This window comes from Streptomyces venezuelae, from assembly GCF_008642355.1.
In the GTDB taxonomy this organism is placed as follows: domain Bacteria; phylum Actinomycetota; class Actinomycetes; order Streptomycetales; family Streptomycetaceae; genus Streptomyces; species Streptomyces venezuelae_B.
On sequence record NZ_CP029193.1, the window covers coordinates 3,348,589 to 3,365,744 of the forward strand.

Here is a 17,156-nt window from a genome sequence, read left to right on the forward strand (position 1 = left end):
AAAGCCCCCTTTAGGCGGTCCGCGACCGACGAACCTCGCCCATCAGGGCCTTTTTCCTTGTGAAGAACTTCACGAACTTTCCCGACGGAGTGTCGTAGGGGGGCCTTCCGACCCCCCTCCCGACCGCTCAGACGCTACAGGACGCGCTCAGGCGATGGACCAGCCGATGCCGTCCAGGATGTCGTGCTCGCTCACCACGACCTCCCGCGCGCCCACCCTGTCCATGATCGCCAACAGCACCAGCGCGCCCGACGCGATGACGTCGACGCGGCCCGGGTGCATCACCGGGATCGCGGCGCGCTCGGCGTGCGTGGCCCGGGTCAGGCGGTCGACGATGGCGCTGACCTGCTGGTACGGGATGCGGGCGTGGTGGATGGCCTGCGAGTCGTAGACGTCGAGGTCCAGGGCGATCGCGGCGACCGTGGTGACCGAACCCGCGAGGCCCACCAGCGTACGGGCCTCCTTCAGCGGGACCGTGCGCTCGGCGAGGTCCAGGGCGGACTCGATGTCCGCGCGGATCGCGTCGAGCTGCTCGGGCGCGGGCGGATCGGTGACCACTCCGTCGCGTACGAGATGCCGCTCGGTCATGCGGACACAGCCGACGTCGACCGAGCGGGCCGCCTCCACCCGGTCCGTGCCGACCACGAACTCCGTGGAACCGCCGCCGATGTCCACCACCAGGTACGGCTTCGCGAGGTCGTCACGGCCCGTCAGTTCCCTGGTGGCGCCGGTGAAGGAGAACTCCGCCTCCTGGTCGCCGCTGATGACCTCCGGCTCGACGCCCAGGATGTCCAGGACGCCGCGCACGAACTCGTCGCGGTTCTCCGCGTCGCGGGACGCGGACGTGGCGACGAAACGGACGCGTTCGGCGCCGTGCTCCTTGATGACCGCGGCGTACTCGCGGCAGGCCGCGAACGTGCGGTCCAGGGCCTCCGGGGCGAGGCGGCCCGTCCTGTCCACGCCCTGGCCGAGCCGGACGATCGTCATCCGCCGGTCCAGGTCGACCAGTTCGCCCGTGGCCGGGTCGGCGTCCGCGACCAGGAGGCGGATCGAGTTCGTGCCGCAGTCGATGGCGGCGACCCGGGTCACTCGGCGTCCCCGGTGGCGCACGGCGTGACGCAGGGGCCCTTGGCCCACCACTCGGGGAGCATCGCGATGGCCTCGTCACCCAGCGGGTTCACGCCGGGGCCCGCGGCCAGGGAGTGGCCGACCAGGACGTGCAGGCACTTCACGCGGTCCGGCATGCCGCCCGCGCTCGGGAAGCCCTCCAGGACCTCGATGGCGTCACGGCGCGCGATGTAGTCCTCGTGCGCGGCGCGGTACTGCTTCGCCAGCTCCTCGTCCTTCGTGAGCCGCTCCGACATCTCCTTCATGACGCCGTTGGCTTCCAGCGTGCCGATCGCGGAGGCGGCCCGCGGGCACGTCAGGTAGTACGTCGTGGGGAACGGTGTCCCGTCCGGGAGGCGCGGGGCCGTCTCGACGACGTCCGGCTGTCCGCAGGGGCAGCGGTGCGCGATGGCCCGCAGGCCGCGCGGCGGGCGGCCGAGCTGCTGCTTGAAGGCCTCGACGTCGGCGTCGGTGGGCTCGGTGCGCTCAGTGGTCGGCGGGGGCGTTTCCATGCCTGTCTCTCGTGTCCTTGGGTCAGTTGTCGGGGCGGTCGGCCTTGTCGACGCCGTCCCAGACGTTCGAGTACCAGGGGCGCGTCGCCGCCCCCTGGTCCGTGCGGCGGCTCTTGCCCGCCGCGGGGTCGATCACGGTGAAGCCGGTCTCGCCGGGCATCACGTAGTGCAGGCGGTCCCGGACGCGCTGTTCCGCGTACGCGTCGTCCTGCCAGCGGGCCTTCTCGTCGCGCAGCTTCTCGACGTCGGCCCGGTGCTCGGCCTGCTGCCTGCGCAGGTCGTCGATCTCGGCGCGCTGCGACACGTACTGCCGCATCGGGTACGCCAGCGCGACGACCAGGGAGCAGAGCACGAGCGCGAGGAGCGCGGCGCGGCCGGTGAGCCGGGAGCGGCGCGCCTGGCGCTTGGTCTGGGAGCGGTAGACGCGCTCGGCGGTCTGCTCGCCGAGCAGCCGCAGGCGGGTCGCGGTGGAGAACCGGTCCTTGGTCCCGGCCTTGGCCATGGTTCCGCCTCCCCAGAGCTGCGCAGCGCTTACACGTACGTACGTCCCCGCACACGGTACGGGACCGCGTGCGGGGACGTAGGTAACTACGTGCCTGGGAGAGCTGCCTGCTCGGTCAGGTCGTCGAAGCTCAGCCCTTGCTGTGCCTACTGGTCCGCGGAGCGGAACCGCGGGAAGGCCGAGCGACCGGCGTAGACCGCCGCGTCGTCGAGGATCTCCTCGATGCGCAGGAGCTGGTTGTACTTGGCGACGCGCTCGGAGCGGGCCGGGGCGCCGGTCTTGATCTGGCCGCAGTTGGTGGCGACGGCGAGGTCGGCGATGGTGACGTCCTCGGTCTCGCCGGAGCGGTGCGACATCATGCACTTGAAGCCGCTGCGCTGGGCCATCTCGACGGCGTCCAGGGTCTCGGTCAGCGAACCGATCTGGTTGACCTTGACGAGCAGGGCGTTGGCCGAGTTCTCCTCGATGCCGCGGGCCAGGCGCTCGGGGTTGGTGACGAACAGGTCGTCGCCGACGAGCTGCACCTTGTCGCCGAGCTTCTCGGTGATGACGTTCCAGCCGGCCCAGTCGTCCTCGAACAGCGGGTCCTCGATGGAGACGAGCGGGTACGAGGCGACGAGCTCCTCGTAGTACTCGGTCATCTCGGCGGCCGAGCGCTCCTTGCCCTCGAACTGGTACTTGCCGTCCTTGTAGAACTCGGACGCGGCGACGTCGAGGGCGAGGGCGATCTGCTCGCCGGGGACGTAACCGGCCTGCTTGATGGCCTCGAGGATGAGGTCGAGCGCGGCGCGGTTGGAGTCCAGGTTCGGGGCGAAGCCGCCCTCGTCGCCGAGGCCGGTCGACAGACCCTTGTCCTTCAGGACCTTCTTGAGGGTGTGGTAGACCTCGGTGCCCCAGCGCAGCGCCTCGGAGAAGGACTCCGCGCCGATCGGGGCGATCATGAATTCCTGGATGTCGACGTTCGAGTCGGCGTGCGACCCGCCGTTCAGGATGTTCATCATCGGGACGGGCAGCAGGTGCGCGTTCGGGCCGCCGAGGTAGCGGAACAGCGGCAGGTCGCTGGCCTCGGAGGCGGCGTGCGCGACGGCGAGCGAGACGCCGAGGATGGCGTTGGCGCCGAGCGAGCCCTTGTTGTCGGTGGCGTCCAGGTCGAACATGGCCTGGTCGATCAGGCGCTGCTCGGTGGCGTCGTAGCCGACGAGCTCCGGGCCGATCTGCTCGATGACGGCGAGGACGGCCTTCTCGACACCCTTGCCCATGTAACGGTTGGGGTCACCGTCACGGAGTTCGATGGCCTCGAAGGCACCGGTGGAGGCACCGGACGGAACGGCGGCACGACCGGTGCTGCCGTCGTCGAGGCCGACCTCGACCTCGACCGTGGGGTTGCCTCGGGAGTCCAGGATTTCCCGGGCTACGACGACGTCGATGGACGGCACGAGCATCTCCTTCTGGGATGTGACGCGTTTACGCGAGCCGCTTCGGCCCTGCGTCTCCTGAGCCTAACCGGCTCCGGGCCTTCGGCCAGCCGACCGCCCGTCCCCTGGGACGACACAAAGGCCGTACGGCGCGGAAACAGGGCGAAAGACCACGTTCTCTACTCGCTAGTAGCGAACAAGAAGGGGCGGAAGCGGCGGGGGAACGGGTGCGGACATGGCCCCGCCCCGGTGCGTACGGGGGATACGCGCACCGGGGCGGGGAGCCCGTGGGGACGGGGGGTACGGCCGTGCGTCCGCCGAGGCACGGCCGCGACCGTTCGGGTCAGCTCAGGTGGAGCTGCTGGCCCGGGTAGATCATGTCGGCGTTGTCGATGATGTCGCCGTTGAGCTTGTAGACCTTGTGCCAGCCACCCTTGACGTGCTCGGCCTCGGCGATCTTGGACAGGGTGTCGCCCGTCTTGACCTTGTACTCGCCGTCGCCCTTCTTGACCGTCTTGCCGGTCGGGGTCTCGACGGTCTTCTTGGACTCGGTCTGCGGCGCGGGCTTGGGCTGCGGCTTCGGCGCGGCCTGCTGCTGCGGGGCGGCCTGCTGCTGCGTCTGCTGCGGCTGCGGCTTGGTCTGCTGCTGCGGAGCCTGCTGCTGCGAGCCGCCGCTGTTGGGCGACGCGCCGGAGAGGCCGACGCCACAGCTCGGCCAGGCACCCTTGCCCTGGCCGGCGAGGACCTTCTCGGCGATCTCGATCTGCTGGGCCTTGGAGGCCTTGTCGGCGGTCGGCGCGTACTTCGTACCGCCGTACGCGGCCCACGTGGAGGCGGAGAACTGCACGCCGCCGTAGTAGCCGTTGCCGGTGTTGATGGACCAGTTGCCGCCGGACTCGCACTGGGCGACGGCGTCCCACTCGGAGGTGGTGGCGGCCGAGGCGGTGCCGGCGGCCATCAGCGGGGCGGCCACGGCGGCGCCGGTGACACCGGCGAGCGTGACGACACGGGTGGCCTTGGACGGACGACGGTGCTTGCCCTTGCTGGAAAACAGCATGCGTAGATCCCCTCACCGACGCCTGCGAGGTGAGCTGTCGGGTTCGGGCCGATGTGGTTGCCCGGCCGCACTCTCCCGAGTGCGGCTTCACCCCTAGCCGCGTGACGCGGCGCTTACCTTGGGTCCCCCGCTCCTGCCTACGGCGCTCAAAGCGACGACTGTTCCCGTCCGGCCGTTGGCAGGATTCGGCGTACCGACCGGCGGGGCCCACCAGTGGCGAGCGGTGACGACGGTAATCACGCGCTCGCCGGAATTTCAAAGACGATCAGGGCTTCTGAGACCCATCTCTCACTCGCGCCAAACCAGACATACGACGCGAAGCCCCCACCCGACTCTTCGTCAACTTCCGTTACTTTTCACCCAGATCGAGGCTCTGACCGGGGAGAATGAGGTCCGGGTCCTTGCCGACGGTCTTCTTGTTCTCGGTGTAGAGCTCGTGCCATCCGCCGTCGACGCCGAGGTCGTCCGCGATGACCGAGAGGTTGTCCCCGGAGCGCACCGTGTACGTCCCGTCGGGGACCTTTGCGGAGCGCTTCTCGCCGCGCGAGGCGTGCCGGCCCGACCCGCCGTCCGCGCGGTCGCTCTCGTCCGCGCGGTCGCCGCGGTGGCGGCCGGACGCGGAGTCGCCGGGGGTGCCGTTGGAGCCGTCCGCGTCGTCGGCGGGATCGGTCGCGTTCTCCGGGGTGGGCGAAGTGGCGTCACTGTCGCCCGACTTGCCGGAGTCGCCCGTATCGGCGTCAGCGTCGCCCTTGCCGCCCTTTTCGCCGGACTCGTCGTGATTCTTCTCTCGGGAGTCCTTGCCGGAGCCGGGCGTGTCGCTCGCGTCGCCGGAGGGCTTGTCCGGGTCGGAGGCGGTGTCGGACGGCTTGTCCTCGCTGCCGTCCTCGCTGTCGCCCTCACCCTTTTCCTTGCCCGCGGAGCCCTTGTCGCCCTTGTCGCCCTTCTCGTCATCCTTGGCCGAACCCGTGGAGCCCGACGGCTCGGTGGGCTTCGGGGTGATCGGGGCGCCCGGGTCGACGTCGGCCGCGGCGCCGTCCTGGGTGAGGCCGGCGATGGGGGCGCAGCTCGGCCACGCGGCGGTGCCCTTGGCGTCGAGGACCTGCTCGGCGACGGCGATCTGCTGGGAGCGGCTGGCCTGGTCGGCGCTCGGCGCGTAGTCGAGGCCGCCGTACGCCTCCCAGGTCTCCTGGGAGAGCTGGAGCCCGCCGTAGTAGCCGTTGCCGGGGTTGGCGCTCCACTCGCCGCCGCTCTCGCACTGGGCGAGCTTCTCCCATGTCGTGGTCTCGGCGGCGTTCGCGCTCGTGGCGCCGAGGAGTGGAATGGCGATGGCTGATCCGGTGACTCCTGCCGCGACGATGAGGGCCGGGGCTTGGCGGGGGCGTCGGTGACGACCATGGCCGGAGAGCATGCGGGTGCCTTTCACGAGACTGCAGCGACGACTTGAACGCGTGGGGCGCTCAAGTCGTCGTGAACGTAGCCGCAGTCGAACGCTTGTCACAAGTCGATGCAGCGGAGATCACGCGAACATCACAGTCGTGACGAGGCGTCAGTCGGGTGCCGATGTCTGTGCGGTCGTGAACTTCACCGGCAGGGTGCGCAGTCCCCGCATGATCAGTCCGCCACGCCACCGCAAATCATCCGGTTCCGCCGCGAGTTGCAGGTCGGGGAGGCGCCGGAGCAGCGTCGCGAGGGCGGTCTGGCCCTCCAGACGGGCGAGCGGGGCGCCGAGGCAGTAGTGGATTCCGTGCCCGTAACCGAGGTGCTGGTTGTCGCGACGGGAAAGATCGAGCGTGTCGGGGTCGTCGAACCGGGCGGGGTCGCGGTCGGCGGCGGCGAGCACGACGAGGACGGGGTCGCCGGCGGCGATGTCCTGTCCGCCGATGGTGAGCGGCCCGGTCGCGAAGCGCCAGGTCGCGAGCTCCACGGGTCCGTCGAAGCGGAGGAGTTCCTCCACGCCGGTCTCCAGGAGCCCCGTGTCGCCCTCGGACAGGGCCTTCTGGAGACGGGCGCGCTGTTCGGGGTGGGTGAGGAGGGCGTACACGCCGTTGCCGATGAGGTTCACGGTGGTCTCGAACCCGGCGAAGAGAAGGATGAACGCCATGGCGGCGGCCTCGTTCTCGGTGAGGTGCTCGCCGTGGTCGGACGCCTTGATGAGGCCGGAGATGAGGTCGTCGCCGGGTTCGAGGCGCTTGCGGTGGATGAGTTCGGCGAGGTAGCCGCGCATCTTCTTCACGGACCGGGCGACGCCGCCGCGCGGGCCGCCGCCGTGCCGGATCATCATGCCCGCCCAGTCGCGGAAGTCGTCCTGGTCCTCGCGCGGGACGCCGAGGAGGTCGCAGATGGCGTAGATGGGGAGGGGGAAGGCGAACTCGTGGATGAGGTCGGCGGAGCCCTCTTCGATGAACTTGTCGATGAGCTGGTCCGTCAGCTCCTGCACGCGCGGTGCGAATTCGGCCACGCGGCGGGGGGTGAAGGCCTTGGAGACGAGGCGGCGCAGGCGGGTGTGGTCCGGCGGGTCGATGTTGAGCAGGTGCGTCATCAGGTTGGCGCTGCGTTCGCCGGGGATGCCGGTCTTGCGTTTCGCGTGTGCGGGCTCGTCGTGGTGGGCCGGGTTCTTGCTGAGGCGTTGGTCTGCGAGGGCTTGGCGGGCGTCTGCGTAGCGGGTGACCAGCCAGGCGTCCACGCCGCTCGGGAGGCGCTGCTTGCGTACGGGCTCGTGCTCGCGCAGCCAGGCGTACGCGGGGTACGGGTCTGCGGCGAACTCCCACGTGAAGAGTTCCGGTTCCGTGGTGTCCCCGAGCGGGGCGGGCTGTCCGTCGTGCATGGAGTGACGGTATCCGGGGGCGGGGCGGGGTATCTCGGTGCGTTGCCGGGTGCGGGTGCTTCGTGGTTGCTCGCGCAGGTCCTCGCGCCCTGAACAGCACTTCCGCCGCCGGGACCGTGTCGCTGAGGAACCTCCGCCACCGGGCCGCTTCCCTAGCGTGCCTCCGCCGTCAGGATTGCGTCCCTGTATGCCCGTGCCGCTGCCCTCAGGGCCGCCTCCGGGTCCACGCCCTCCGACTCCGCTCGTAGTGCCAGCGTCAGGAGTTCGTAGCCGATGCCCTCCCCCGGAGGGATCGGGACCTCCAGGCCTGCCGTGCGTACGCGCGAGGCGAGCTTCGCCGTCAGGGCGAGGGACGGCTGGCCGAGGGGGATGCCCTCCGTCAGTGACGTGCGGCGTTTTTCCTCCGCCTTCGTGCGGAGCCAGTGCGCGCGTACGTCCTCGGGGGTCTGCGCCGAGTCGTCGCCGAAGACGTGCGGGTGGCGGTGGATCAGCTTCTCCACGATGCCCGCCGCCACGTCGTCGATGGAGAAGGGGACCTCCTCGGGGGACTCGTCCGCCGGTTCCTCCGCGATCCGTGCGTGGAAGACCACCTGGAGCAGGACGTCGCCCAGTTCCTCGCGGAGTTCCTCCCTGTCGCCCTCCTCGATCGCCTCGACGAGTTCGTACGCCTCCTCGATCGCGTACTTCGCCAGACCCTTGTGGGTTTGCCGGGAGGACCACGGGCACTCCTCGCGGATGCGGTCCATGACCTGGACCAGGTCCAGCAGGCGCGCGCCCGGCAGGTCGTACGAGGCGGGGAGGAGTTCCAGGTCCGGCATGGCGACACGGCCCGTGCCCGCGAGCCGGGCCAGGCCGTCCGTCAGCGCCCGGTCGCCCTCGGCCGTCGCGACGACCAGCACCGTGCGGCCCCCCGCGCACGCCTCGACCAGCTCCTGCGCGGTGGGTGCCGCCTGCTCCACCCGGACGCCCGCCTCCCGCAGGTACGGCAGCTGCGGGTGCGACGCGTCGGCGCACAGCACCTCGTCGGCGGCGTGCAGCGCCTGCCAGGCGGGCCAGGAGAGCAGGCCGGGCGCCACCCGGTGGCTGGTGGTGAGGAGGATGACGCGGCCCACGGGCGGGGCGGCGGAATCGGCCGGGGGCGGAGTGTCGGTCTGGTTCACCCGTCGAACGTAACCCAGCGGGGGCGCGCGTTCTTACGCCGGCTGTTCCGGCGTACCCGAACCCGTCTTCGTGACCTGCCGCACCCACGGCGTCTTCGCGTCCGTGCGCTTGTTCTTGTCGACGTCCCACGTGCCGTACCGCGGGTTCAGGTCGATGTCGAGCTTCTTCGACGCGGCCGTCAGCGCCTTCCAGAAGACCGCCTGGCCCTCCGGCGAGTTCATGTCCGCGCCCAGCTTCGCCGACAGCTTCTGCGCCTCGATCTCCGTGCGCAGGCTGTCGTCGAGGCGGGCCGGGGCGACGTTGTACTGCCGCAGCCAGCCCTCCTCCAGCGCCTTCCTGCCGCCCGACTGCTGCTCCATGCCCCGGCGCATGGTCTGGATGTCGCGGCGCGTGACGGTCACCCCGGCGTCGGTGGCCGCGCGGTGCAGGACCTTGTCCAGGACCATCGTGTGGAGCGTGGCGCGGGTGAGGCCGCCGGACTTGGCGATGGCCTGCGCGTACTGCGCGTCGTCGGGGATGGCCGACCGCTGCGCGTCCCGCACCTCGTTCACCCGGCCCTCCAGCTGCGCGACCGTGATGCGGTCGTCGCCGACGACGGCGGCGGCACCTGGGTGCGCGTCGCTTCCGCAGGCGGTCAGCAGGGGGGCCGCGGCGATCGCGGCCGCGGAGAGGATGAGCGCTGTACGACGACGACGGCGGTGCAAGTGAGCCTCCCGGTGGAGATTGTGCGGCGGTGCACAAAGTCTTGCGGTGATCGATGTTAGGGAGTGACCGGCTTGTCGGCCAGCCATTCGACACGTATTCGACCAACGATTTCCCGGGAGTTGGGGCACCCTTCCGCGGGGCCCACCCAGCCGTACGGGCGTCAGCCGCGCACTTGTCCGAGCCACTGCAGCGTCCGCATGATCTCCGCGGGGAACGGGTGCCCCGGCCCGTGCAGCAGCTCCGCGTCGTGCAGGAGCCGCGCCAGCGTGTCGTGGGCGGCGGTCCGGTCGCCGAGGGCGAGGAGCAGGTGGCCGATGCGGCGGCGGATCTCCAGGGACTGACGGCGGTCGTCCGTCGCGTACTGGTTCTCGTAATAGGGGAGCAGCGAGCGGTACTCGGCGAGCGCGGCCGCCGGTTCGCCGAGCTGCTCCAGGCACTGCGCGGCCTCGTACCGGAACTGGAGCGAGTGCGGGTCCGCCTGCCCGGACTCGGCGGCGCGCTCGTCGGCGAGGCGGCGCAGCTCGGGCAGGGCGCGGCGGTACTGGCCGTCGTCCATGAGGGTCGCCGCGTACTGCTTGCGCAGGGTGCGGACGACGGGTGAGTGCTCGCCGTGCTGGGCGGCGGCGGCCGGGAGGATCGCGCCGAGGATGTCGACGGCCTGGGTGATGCGGCCCTCGCCGAGGAGCCGCTTGACGTCGTCGACGGCTCGGGCGACGTCCTGCTGGGGCACGGCGCCCGGCGGCTGCGCGGGCATGTCGGGCGCGGCGGCGGGCGTCGCGGCCCGGTCCGGCCACGGCGCGTGCGGGCGCAGGAAGGGGCGGGTGGGGTCGAGGGGGCGGCCGGAGGGGATGCCGCGGCCGGGCAGGAGCGGCGCCAGTTCCTCGTAGACCTCCTGGGCGCTGCCGTGGCGGTGCTGGGGGTCCTTGGCGAGCAGCCGCAGGACGAGGGCCTCCAGGGCCTCGGGCACTTCGGGGCGCAGGCGGCGCACCGGCAGCGGGGGTTCGTAGAGGTGGCGGTGGAGGACGCCGAGCGCGGTGGACCCGGAGAACGGGACGTCGCCGCTGAGGAGTTCGTGCAGGAGCACGCCGAGCGCGTACAGGTCGGTGTACGGGCCGACGGCGCCGCCCATCGCCTGCTCCGGCGCCATGTAGGCGGGGCTGCCGATCGGCGATCCGGTGTGCGTGAGGCGAGTGGTGTCCGTGTCCATCACGGAGGCGATGCCGAGGTCGAGGATGGAGACGGTGCCGTCCTGCTTGACCATGACGTTCCGCGGCTTGAGGTCGCGGTGCACGATCGGCACGGCGTGGACGGCGGAGAGCACGGCGCACAGCTGGGCGGCGATCGCGACGGCCCACTGCCAGGGGTAGGGGTCGTGCTCGGCGAGGTGGTCGCCGAGGTCCGCGCCGTCGACGTACTGCATGACGAGGTAGAGGTCCTCGCCCTCGCTGCCCGCGTCGTGCACGGTGACGAGTCCCGGGTGGTCGACCTGCGCGGTGACGCGGCACTCGCGCACGAACCGGCGGCGCAGCTCCTCGGCCTCGGCGCCCGCGACCCGGTCGGGGCGGAGCAGCTTCACGGCGACGCGGCGGTCCAGGCGCTGGTCGTACGCCGTCCAGACCTGGCCCATGCCGCCCTGGCCGATGAGGGTGGAGAGTTCGTAGCGCCCCGCGACGACGCGCACGGTCAGCTGCCGCCTTCCTGCTTGCGCAGGTAGTCGCTCAGCTCGTCGAGCTCGGCACGGACCTGGTCGATGCGGACGGGCGCGGGGCGCGCGGGCGCGGGCGGCGGTGTGGTGTGGCCGAGCTGGGTGGGCTGGATGTGGACGGGGCCCGGCGGTGTGGGCGCGGGGCCCGGGGCGGGGGCGGTCTGCTGCGGGTAGCCGTACGAGGCCTGCGGCTGCTGCGGTGCGTACCCCGTGTACTGCTGCGGCTGGGGCTGGGGCTGGGGCTGGGGCTGCTGTCGGTACGGGCTGAAGTGCCGGAGGTCCCCGTACAGGTAGTAGGCGACGGCGGCCACCATCGTGCAGAGCATGACCACCATGCCCGCGCTGCCGGGGCCCTGGAACTCCTCCTCCCCCGGGTCGACGCCGATGAGGGCGAGGGCCAGGACGTCGAGCGCCGTCACGAGGCCGAAGAGGAGCCAGTTGTGGGCCTTGCGCGTCACGAGGGCGAGCCGCAGCATCGCGGCCCACGCGAGCAGGCCGCACGTGAGCACCGTGAGCACCACGAACAGCACGCGCAGCGTCACATGCGTCCCCCTGGAAGGGGGGTGCGGGTGCTGCGGCGCATAGCCGTGGCCGTGCATGGCTGCTCCTGTTGCCTGTTGAACGAACGGGTGAGGGTTCGAGCGTATAGGCCGACCGCGGCGACGGGTCCCGGGTTGTACCGAACCGTTGTCGTACTGGTCACGCGGCCCCGGGCGGAAGGGTTCCCTCCGTCAGTCCGTCGTGCATGCCGCGCACCAGCCGGTCGCCGAGCAGGGCCGCGCGGCGCACCGCGTCCTCGAACTCGGCGAGGCGGCGGAACCGCTCGCTGTACGTGTGCTGTCCGGCGAGCGGAAGGCGGGGCAGCTGGAGGCGGCGGACGTCGAGCCGGGCGGACGTCGACGCGTAACTGCTGGCCTGGCGGTGGTTGGCGGTGCCGCGCAGGAACCCGGCGAGGAACCACGGGTCGAGCGCGGCGGGGTCCGGGCGCAGCAGGGCGAGGCCGCGGCCGAGTGCGGCACCCGCGGTGGCCTCGTCGATGACGCGGGCGGCCGTGCCGCCGCCGAACACGGGGACGACGACGTCGCCGGGGGCGGTGCGCAGGGGCTCGACGTCGTCCGAACCGTGGGTGCCGTTGCTGTCGTGGGCGGTGCCGGAGGGCGCGGCGCCCGTCAGTACGTCGTGGTCGGTGAGGACGGGCGTGCCGCCGGGTCCTTCGCCGGTGCCGGTGTGGAGGGTGAGGGCGCCGGCGCGGGCCAGCTCGCCGACGGTGGTGAGCGGCGGCCTGGGGGTGTCCTCGGTGTCGCTGGGGGTGAGATCGTCCGGCGGGGGCGCGAGGTCGGCGGCGCGGCGCAGTGCCTCGCCCAGTCCGTGCCGGACGGCCAGGAGCTCCGCGCCGTCCCCGGCCGCGGCGGGCGGCGGAAGATGGCGGGCGGGCGCCAGGTCGACCTCGTCGTCGAGGAGTTCGAGCACGGGGACGCTGCGGGCGGCGCCGGGCCGCTCGTCGAGCGTGCCGTGCCGTTCGACGTGCTCCCAGGCGTCGAGGACCGCGTCCTGGACGGCGGGCCACAGCTGTTTGTCCCGTCCGTCGGCGGCCAGGACACCGGCCGTCTCCACGAGCAGCAGCTCGGGCGCGGGCCGCGCCGCGGGCCCCGGCTTGCGCAGCACCCAGATGTGCAGGGGCAGGTTGTACGGGGGTGCCGCGCCGGCGGGCAGCGCGACGACGGCGCGGAGCGCGCCGCGGCGCAGCAGGTCGGCGCGGATGCGGCGCCCTGAGCGGCGGGACGCGGCGGCGGGCGGCATGAGGAGGACGGCGGTGCCGCCGTCGGTGAGCCGGGCCAACGCATGCTGCACCCAGGCGAGTTCGGACTCGGAGCGGGCCGGGAAACCGTACTCCCAGCGGGGGTCGTAGGCCAGTTCGTCGTGCCCCCAGTTGCGTTCGTTGAACGGTGGGTGGCAGAGCACGACGTCCGCCTTGCGGTCGTCGTAGGCGTCGGCGCGCAGGGTGTCGGCGGCCATGGTGCGCACGGTCGCGTCGGAGTGCAGCGCCAGGCGCAGCGCGGTGAGGGCGGCGAGCTCCGGGTTGCTGTCCTGGCCGTACAGGTACTGGTCGGGGCGCGGCGGGACGGCGCGCAGCAGGGCACCGGTGCCGCAGGCGGGGTCGAGGACGGTGCGGGCGGGGACGGCGCTTCCGGTGCTCCCACTGCTCCCGGCGGGGGCGGTGCTCCCGGCGATGCGGGCCATCAGCTCGGCGGGGCCCGCCGGGGTGAGCGTGTACTGGCGGGGGTTGGCGTCGGTCTGCCGGCCGAGCAGGAACTCGTACGTCTGCATGGCGCCCAGCTCGGACGCCAGCTCGGCGGCGCCGCGCAGCAGCGGGACGGTCGGCAGGAGTTCGGCGGCCGTCGGAACCCGGACGGCACGCCTTCTCCGTACGCCGAACCGCATCGCGACCGTCTCGTCCAGCGCGTCCGGCAGGAGCTGCGCCATCCGCTCGTCGGAGACGGCGCTCACCGCGAGCCAGTCGGTGGGCCGGTCGCGGAGCAGGAGCAGGGCGCATCCGGTGTGCAGCAGGGCGGCGACGGGACCCGCGGGGTGCCCGGCGAGCTGCTGCCAGACGCGTTCGCGGAGGGGCACCTCGACGAGCTTTCCCTGCGCGCGCAGCCAGTGCTCGACCTGGGAGAGCGCGAAGGAGGGGCTGGTCTCGGTGCCACCGACCGGTTTGGGGAAGTCGCCGTGCCTGCGGCGCCAGTTGCTGACGGCCGCCCGGCCGACTCCCGCGAGACGGGCGATCCCTGCGGCGGTGACCTCGGTCGTGTCGTTCCGCGGCGTCATCTGGTGGCTCCCCTCGAACGCGCGGGGTCAGTCGCGCGGCGTCGAGCATACCCAGGGGTCACGCGGGCGCGACCGCACGGACCGCTTCACGCCCGTTAACTCGGGTTCCACCAACTCTCGTGTTGACTCGGTTCACACTCACCTGCTCTGATGTTGCCCACCGAACGAGTTCCCCAGGGGGATTTCCATGCGTCACCGTCATCACCGTCGTCACCAGCTGCGCCGCACCGCCGCCGTCGCGGCCGCCCTGGTCGCCGCGACCGTCGGCCTCACGGCCTGCGGCTCGGAGTCGGGCAAGGACAAGCCGAAGGAGCCCTTCGCGGGCATGAGCGGCACGGAGATCGTCGACAAGGCGGTCGAAGCGACGAAGGGCGCCACGTCGCTCCGGCTCGTGGGCGACATCGACGACGACGAGACCGGCCGGATGAAGATGGACCTGGCCCTGGACACGTCGGGCAAGTGCGCGGGCACCATGGCGACCGCCGACGAGGGCTCGTTCGACCTGATCGTCCCCGGCAACGGCACGGTCTACATGAAGTACGACGAGAAGTTCCTGCGCGCCCAGAGCAAGGGCGAGCCCGCGGACCAGACGGCGGCGGCGGTCGAGATGCTCGCCGACCGCTGGTCGAAGACGAAGGCGTCGGGCGCGGACGCGAAGGACATCGCGGGCATGTGCGATCTCGACGACCTGCTCGCGGAGTTCGAGGGCGAGATCAACTCGAACGCCCGCAGGGGCGCGACGACGGAGCTCGACGGCACCCCGGCGATCAGGATCGACGCGCACGACGCCGAGGAGAAGTACACGATCTACGTCGCCACGGAGGGCAAGCCGTACCTGCTGAAGATCATCGACGCGGAGGCGAAGAAGACCGGGCCCGGCCCCGAGCACATCACGTTCAGCAAGTACGACAAGCCGGTGAAGACGACGCCGCCGGCGGGCAAGGTCATCGACCTGGACAAGCTGGGCGGGTAACCGTACGAGCGCTACAGCGTGTGCCGCACCCACACGTTCGGCTCGACGTACACCCCGTACCCGCGCTCCGCCTCACAGTGCACGGGCACCAGCGCCCCCGGCACCTCGACCGGCCCCTCCGTGTCGAAGGGCAGCCCGGTCCACTCGCGCCACTGGGCGGTCGACCCGGACACGGTCATGGAAGCGTGCGCCACCTTCTCGATCGTGCCGCCGGCCCGCACGTGCACGCGCAGCCACGGGTCGTGCGGCAGACCGTCCTCGCGGGTGCGGTACGCGTACTCGTCGATCTGCGCGGCCGGTTCGAGGTGCTTGGCGTTGGGCCGCACGGGCGCGACGACCTCGGTGAAGCCGTGGGCGCGGGCGTTGTCCCGCATCGCGGCGAGCATCGTTCCGGAGAGCCCCTTGCCCCGAGCCGTCTCGTCGACGGTTATCTCGATGGCACTCACGGTGTCGGCCTTCTTGCCGTGCCGCAGGTCGGAGAAGGCCCACAGCAGGACCTGGTCCCAGCCGCCGTCGGGCAGCTCACCGGTGCCGCGGTCGCGGAGCGCGAACGGCACGCTGAAGGCACGGGCGACGACCTTGCCGCCGTTGTCCTCGTCGGTGGCGACGAGGACGTACTCCGGCAGGTCCTTCACGATCCGCCCGATCAACGACCACCCGACGGGATCGTGGAGGATGAACTCCGGCCAGTCCTCAGCCATGTTCCAGAGCGGCTCCACCAGCTCCGGTCGCTCGACGAGGGTCGTGATCTTGAGGTCCATGGGTCGGGACGGTACGGGGTCCGCGCGGCGGGCGGTAGCGGTTTTTTCCGCGGGCGGGTGAGACGGGGCGCGCCGTTCCCCGCGGCTCGTGGTCAGCGGGCGTGGAAGCGGGAGGGGGCCTCTGTCGGGGCGTTGCCGACCGGGAGTTCTTCGTCCGGGCAGGTACCGAGGACCTTCTTCATGGCGGCGCGTTCCGCGCCCGTCACCCACACCCCGTACTTCTTCTTCACCGCGACCTGCCCTGCCACGTACGTGCAGCGGTAGGACTTGTTCGGGGGGAGCCACGTCGCCGTGTCGCCGTCGCCCTTGCCGCGGTTGGGGCCCGCGTCGACGGCGAGGAGGTTCAGCGGGTCGTTGGCGAACGCTATGCGTTTGGCGGGCTCCCACTGGAACGCGCCTTTCTGCCACGCGTCGGAGAGCGCCACGAGGTGGTCGATGTCGACCTGGCTGCGGCCGCGCCGGAACGTCACTTCCTTGCCCGTGTACGGGTCGGGCGCGAGCTTCCCGGACGCCACCCGGCAGTCGCCGCCCTGGTACGTCACGTCCTTGAGGTCCCGCTTCAGGATGTCGTCCCGGGTCGGGCAGCGGTTGGAGTCGGTGTCGGCCCACGCCGTGCCGAACCGGCTCCGCTCGTAACCGGTCTTCGGGGCGCGGCCCTTGACGGTGAGTGTGTCGACGGCGGCCAGTGCGGACCCCGCCCTCGCGTCGGGACCTGCGGCGCCGCCCTCCTCCGCCGTGTCCTTGGTGCCGGTCTCGCAGCCGGTGAGGAGCGCGGGTACGGCGAGGAGCGCGAGCAGCGCCGAAGCGGTACGGGTACGTCGGGTAGCGCGTCGGGTCATCGGACTGCCACCGTGTCGCCGAGGGCCAGCGGCGCGGGCGCCACCATGTCCGTGTGGATGCCGATGCACATGCCGCGGGCCGTCGTGAGGGTCTTCAGGACGCGGTTGTCGACGGGGAGGCCGGGCTGGGCCTGGGTGACCATGACGCACCGTTTCACGCGCTTGCTGACGCGCAGGCGCAAGGGGTCGCGGCCCCCGCCGCCTCCCAGGACGAGTTCCCGGCCCACCCAACTCTCCTCGATCCATGGCTCGTCGGTCTCCACGACGATGTTCTTGCGCAGGCGTCGTACGTCGACGGGGTCGGGGTCGCCGAGCAGGTCGCCCAGTGCGCGCAGGGACGCGGTGCCGACGAGGGACACGGCCGAGACGTCCTTGTGGAAGTCGTCCCCCTCCTCGCGGACCAACTCCACGCCCTCGCCGAAACGTTCCGGGAGGCGCGGGTCGCCGGGGCGCAGCTCCGCACCGTCCGGTGCGAGGACGACGGGGGTGCCGTCGGCGTCGTAGACCGCGCGGTGCTCCAGCATTCCGGGTGTGCGGCGGAACCGCTGGTGGTTCTTTCCGCTCGCCAGCTTGCCGTCCGGGTACCGCAGGGCCCACAGCCGGTCGCCGACGACGCCGGCCGCGCCGAAATCGAGCCGGTCGTGCACGTCGCCGAGCATCGACTTCACCGGGAACCGGTGCAGACCCACGACTTGGAACGTCACTGCGCTCTCCCCTCCCAGAAGATCATGAGAATATCTCCTGATTCCTTCCCCATCAGGAGATT

The 17,156-nt window shown here is 71.6% G+C and carries 16 protein-coding genes and 1 riboswitch; of the genes, 1 reads left to right on the forward strand and 15 read right to left on the reverse strand.

Annotation, left to right across the window (positions count from 1 at the left end):
* Window positions 1-147: 147 nt before the first annotated feature.
* The 12 genes from DEJ47_RS15475 to DEJ47_RS15530 all read right to left on the reverse strand — a co-directional run bounded on the left by DEJ47_RS15475 (window position 148) and on the right by DEJ47_RS15530 (window position 13,817).
* Window positions 148-1,089, reverse strand: a complete 942-nt coding sequence (locus tag DEJ47_RS15475; protein WP_150168786.1) for a Ppx/GppA phosphatase family protein — start codon at window positions 1,087-1,089, stop codon at window positions 148-150.
* Window positions 1,086-1,619: a DUF501 domain-containing protein gene (locus DEJ47_RS15480; RefSeq protein ID WP_150168788.1), complete on the reverse strand. Its 534-nt coding sequence runs from the start codon at window positions 1,617-1,619 to the stop codon at window positions 1,086-1,088. The genes DEJ47_RS15475 and DEJ47_RS15480 overlap by 4 nt, the downstream gene beginning before the upstream one ends.
* 22 nt (window positions 1,620-1,641) lie before the next feature.
* Entirely contained in the window at window positions 1,642-2,121 is a 480-nt protein-coding gene (locus DEJ47_RS15485) for an FtsB family cell division protein (RefSeq protein ID WP_150168790.1), read from the reverse strand.
* Window positions 2,122-2,267: 146 nt separating this feature from the next.
* On the reverse strand, window positions 2,268-3,563 hold the full coding sequence (eno, locus tag DEJ47_RS15490; RefSeq protein ID WP_150168792.1) for a phosphopyruvate hydratase: 1,296 nt from the start codon (window positions 3,561-3,563) through the stop codon (window positions 2,268-2,270).
* Between the two features lie 316 nt (window positions 3,564-3,879).
* Complete coding sequence (locus tag DEJ47_RS15495; protein WP_150168794.1) at window positions 3,880-4,593, reverse strand: transglycosylase family protein; 714 nt, start codon at window positions 4,591-4,593, stop codon at window positions 3,880-3,882.
* 4 nt (window positions 4,594-4,597) lie between these two features.
* Window positions 4,598-4,748: riboswitch (cyclic di-AMP (ydaO/yuaA leader) on the reverse strand.
* A gap of 194 nt (window positions 4,749-4,942) precedes the next feature.
* Window positions 4,943-6,001, reverse strand: a complete 1,059-nt coding sequence (locus tag DEJ47_RS15500) for a transglycosylase family protein (protein ID WP_150175657.1) — start codon at window positions 5,999-6,001, stop codon at window positions 4,943-4,945.
* Between the two features lie 138 nt (window positions 6,002-6,139).
* Window positions 6,140-7,417 carry a cytochrome P450 family protein gene (locus DEJ47_RS15505; protein WP_150168796.1) on the reverse strand — a complete coding sequence of 426 codons (1,278 nt, stop codon included), beginning with the start codon at window positions 7,415-7,417 and terminating at the stop codon, window positions 6,140-6,142.
* A gap of 152 nt (window positions 7,418-7,569) precedes the next feature.
* Window positions 7,570-8,577, reverse strand: a complete 1,008-nt coding sequence (locus DEJ47_RS15510) for a nucleoside triphosphate pyrophosphohydrolase (RefSeq protein ID WP_150168798.1) — start codon at window positions 8,575-8,577, stop codon at window positions 7,570-7,572.
* 33 nt (window positions 8,578-8,610) lie between these two features.
* A complete protein-coding gene (locus tag DEJ47_RS15515) occupies window positions 8,611-9,282 on the reverse strand; it encodes a SurA N-terminal domain-containing protein (RefSeq protein ID WP_150168800.1) in 672 nt (223 codons plus the stop codon).
* Window positions 9,283-9,443: 161 nt separating this feature from the next.
* Entirely contained in the window at window positions 9,444-10,964 is a 1,521-nt protein-coding gene (locus tag DEJ47_RS15520) for a protein kinase domain-containing protein (protein ID WP_398339041.1), read from the reverse strand.
* 2 nt (window positions 10,965-10,966) lie between these two features.
* Window positions 10,967-11,530 carry a hypothetical protein gene (locus DEJ47_RS15525; RefSeq protein ID WP_223828704.1) on the reverse strand — a complete coding sequence of 188 codons (564 nt, stop codon included), beginning with the start codon at window positions 11,528-11,530 and terminating at the stop codon, window positions 10,967-10,969.
* A gap of 157 nt (window positions 11,531-11,687) precedes the next feature.
* Window positions 11,688-13,817 carry an N-6 DNA methylase gene (locus tag DEJ47_RS15530; protein ID WP_150168802.1) on the reverse strand — a complete coding sequence of 710 codons (2,130 nt, stop codon included), beginning with the start codon at window positions 13,815-13,817 and terminating at the stop codon, window positions 11,688-11,690.
* Window positions 13,818-14,004: 187 nt separating this feature from the next.
* Here DEJ47_RS15530 and DEJ47_RS15535 point away from each other — a divergent pair, with 187 nt between their 5' ends.
* Window positions 14,005-14,790: a hypothetical protein gene (locus tag DEJ47_RS15535; protein WP_223828369.1), complete on the forward strand. Its 786-nt coding sequence runs from the start codon at window positions 14,005-14,007 to the stop codon at window positions 14,788-14,790.
* A gap of 11 nt (window positions 14,791-14,801) precedes the next feature.
* Here DEJ47_RS15535 and DEJ47_RS15540 read toward each other — a convergent pair whose 3' ends face one another.
* From DEJ47_RS15540 to DEJ47_RS15550, 3 genes are all read right to left on the reverse strand, one after another.
* The gene (locus DEJ47_RS15540) at window positions 14,802-15,551 is read right to left on the reverse strand and encodes an N-acetyltransferase (RefSeq protein WP_150168804.1); all 750 of its coding nucleotides are present in this window, start codon (window positions 15,549-15,551) and stop codon (window positions 14,802-14,804) included.
* Window positions 15,552-15,643: 92 nt separating this feature from the next.
* Complete coding sequence (locus DEJ47_RS15545; protein WP_150168806.1) at window positions 15,644-16,390, reverse strand: HNH endonuclease family protein; 747 nt, start codon at window positions 16,388-16,390, stop codon at window positions 15,644-15,646.
* Complete coding sequence (locus tag DEJ47_RS15550; RefSeq protein ID WP_150168808.1) at window positions 16,387-17,094, reverse strand: MOSC domain-containing protein; 708 nt, start codon at window positions 17,092-17,094, stop codon at window positions 16,387-16,389. The genes DEJ47_RS15545 and DEJ47_RS15550 overlap by 4 nt, the downstream gene beginning before the upstream one ends.
* Window positions 17,095-17,156 lie beyond the last annotated feature (62 nt).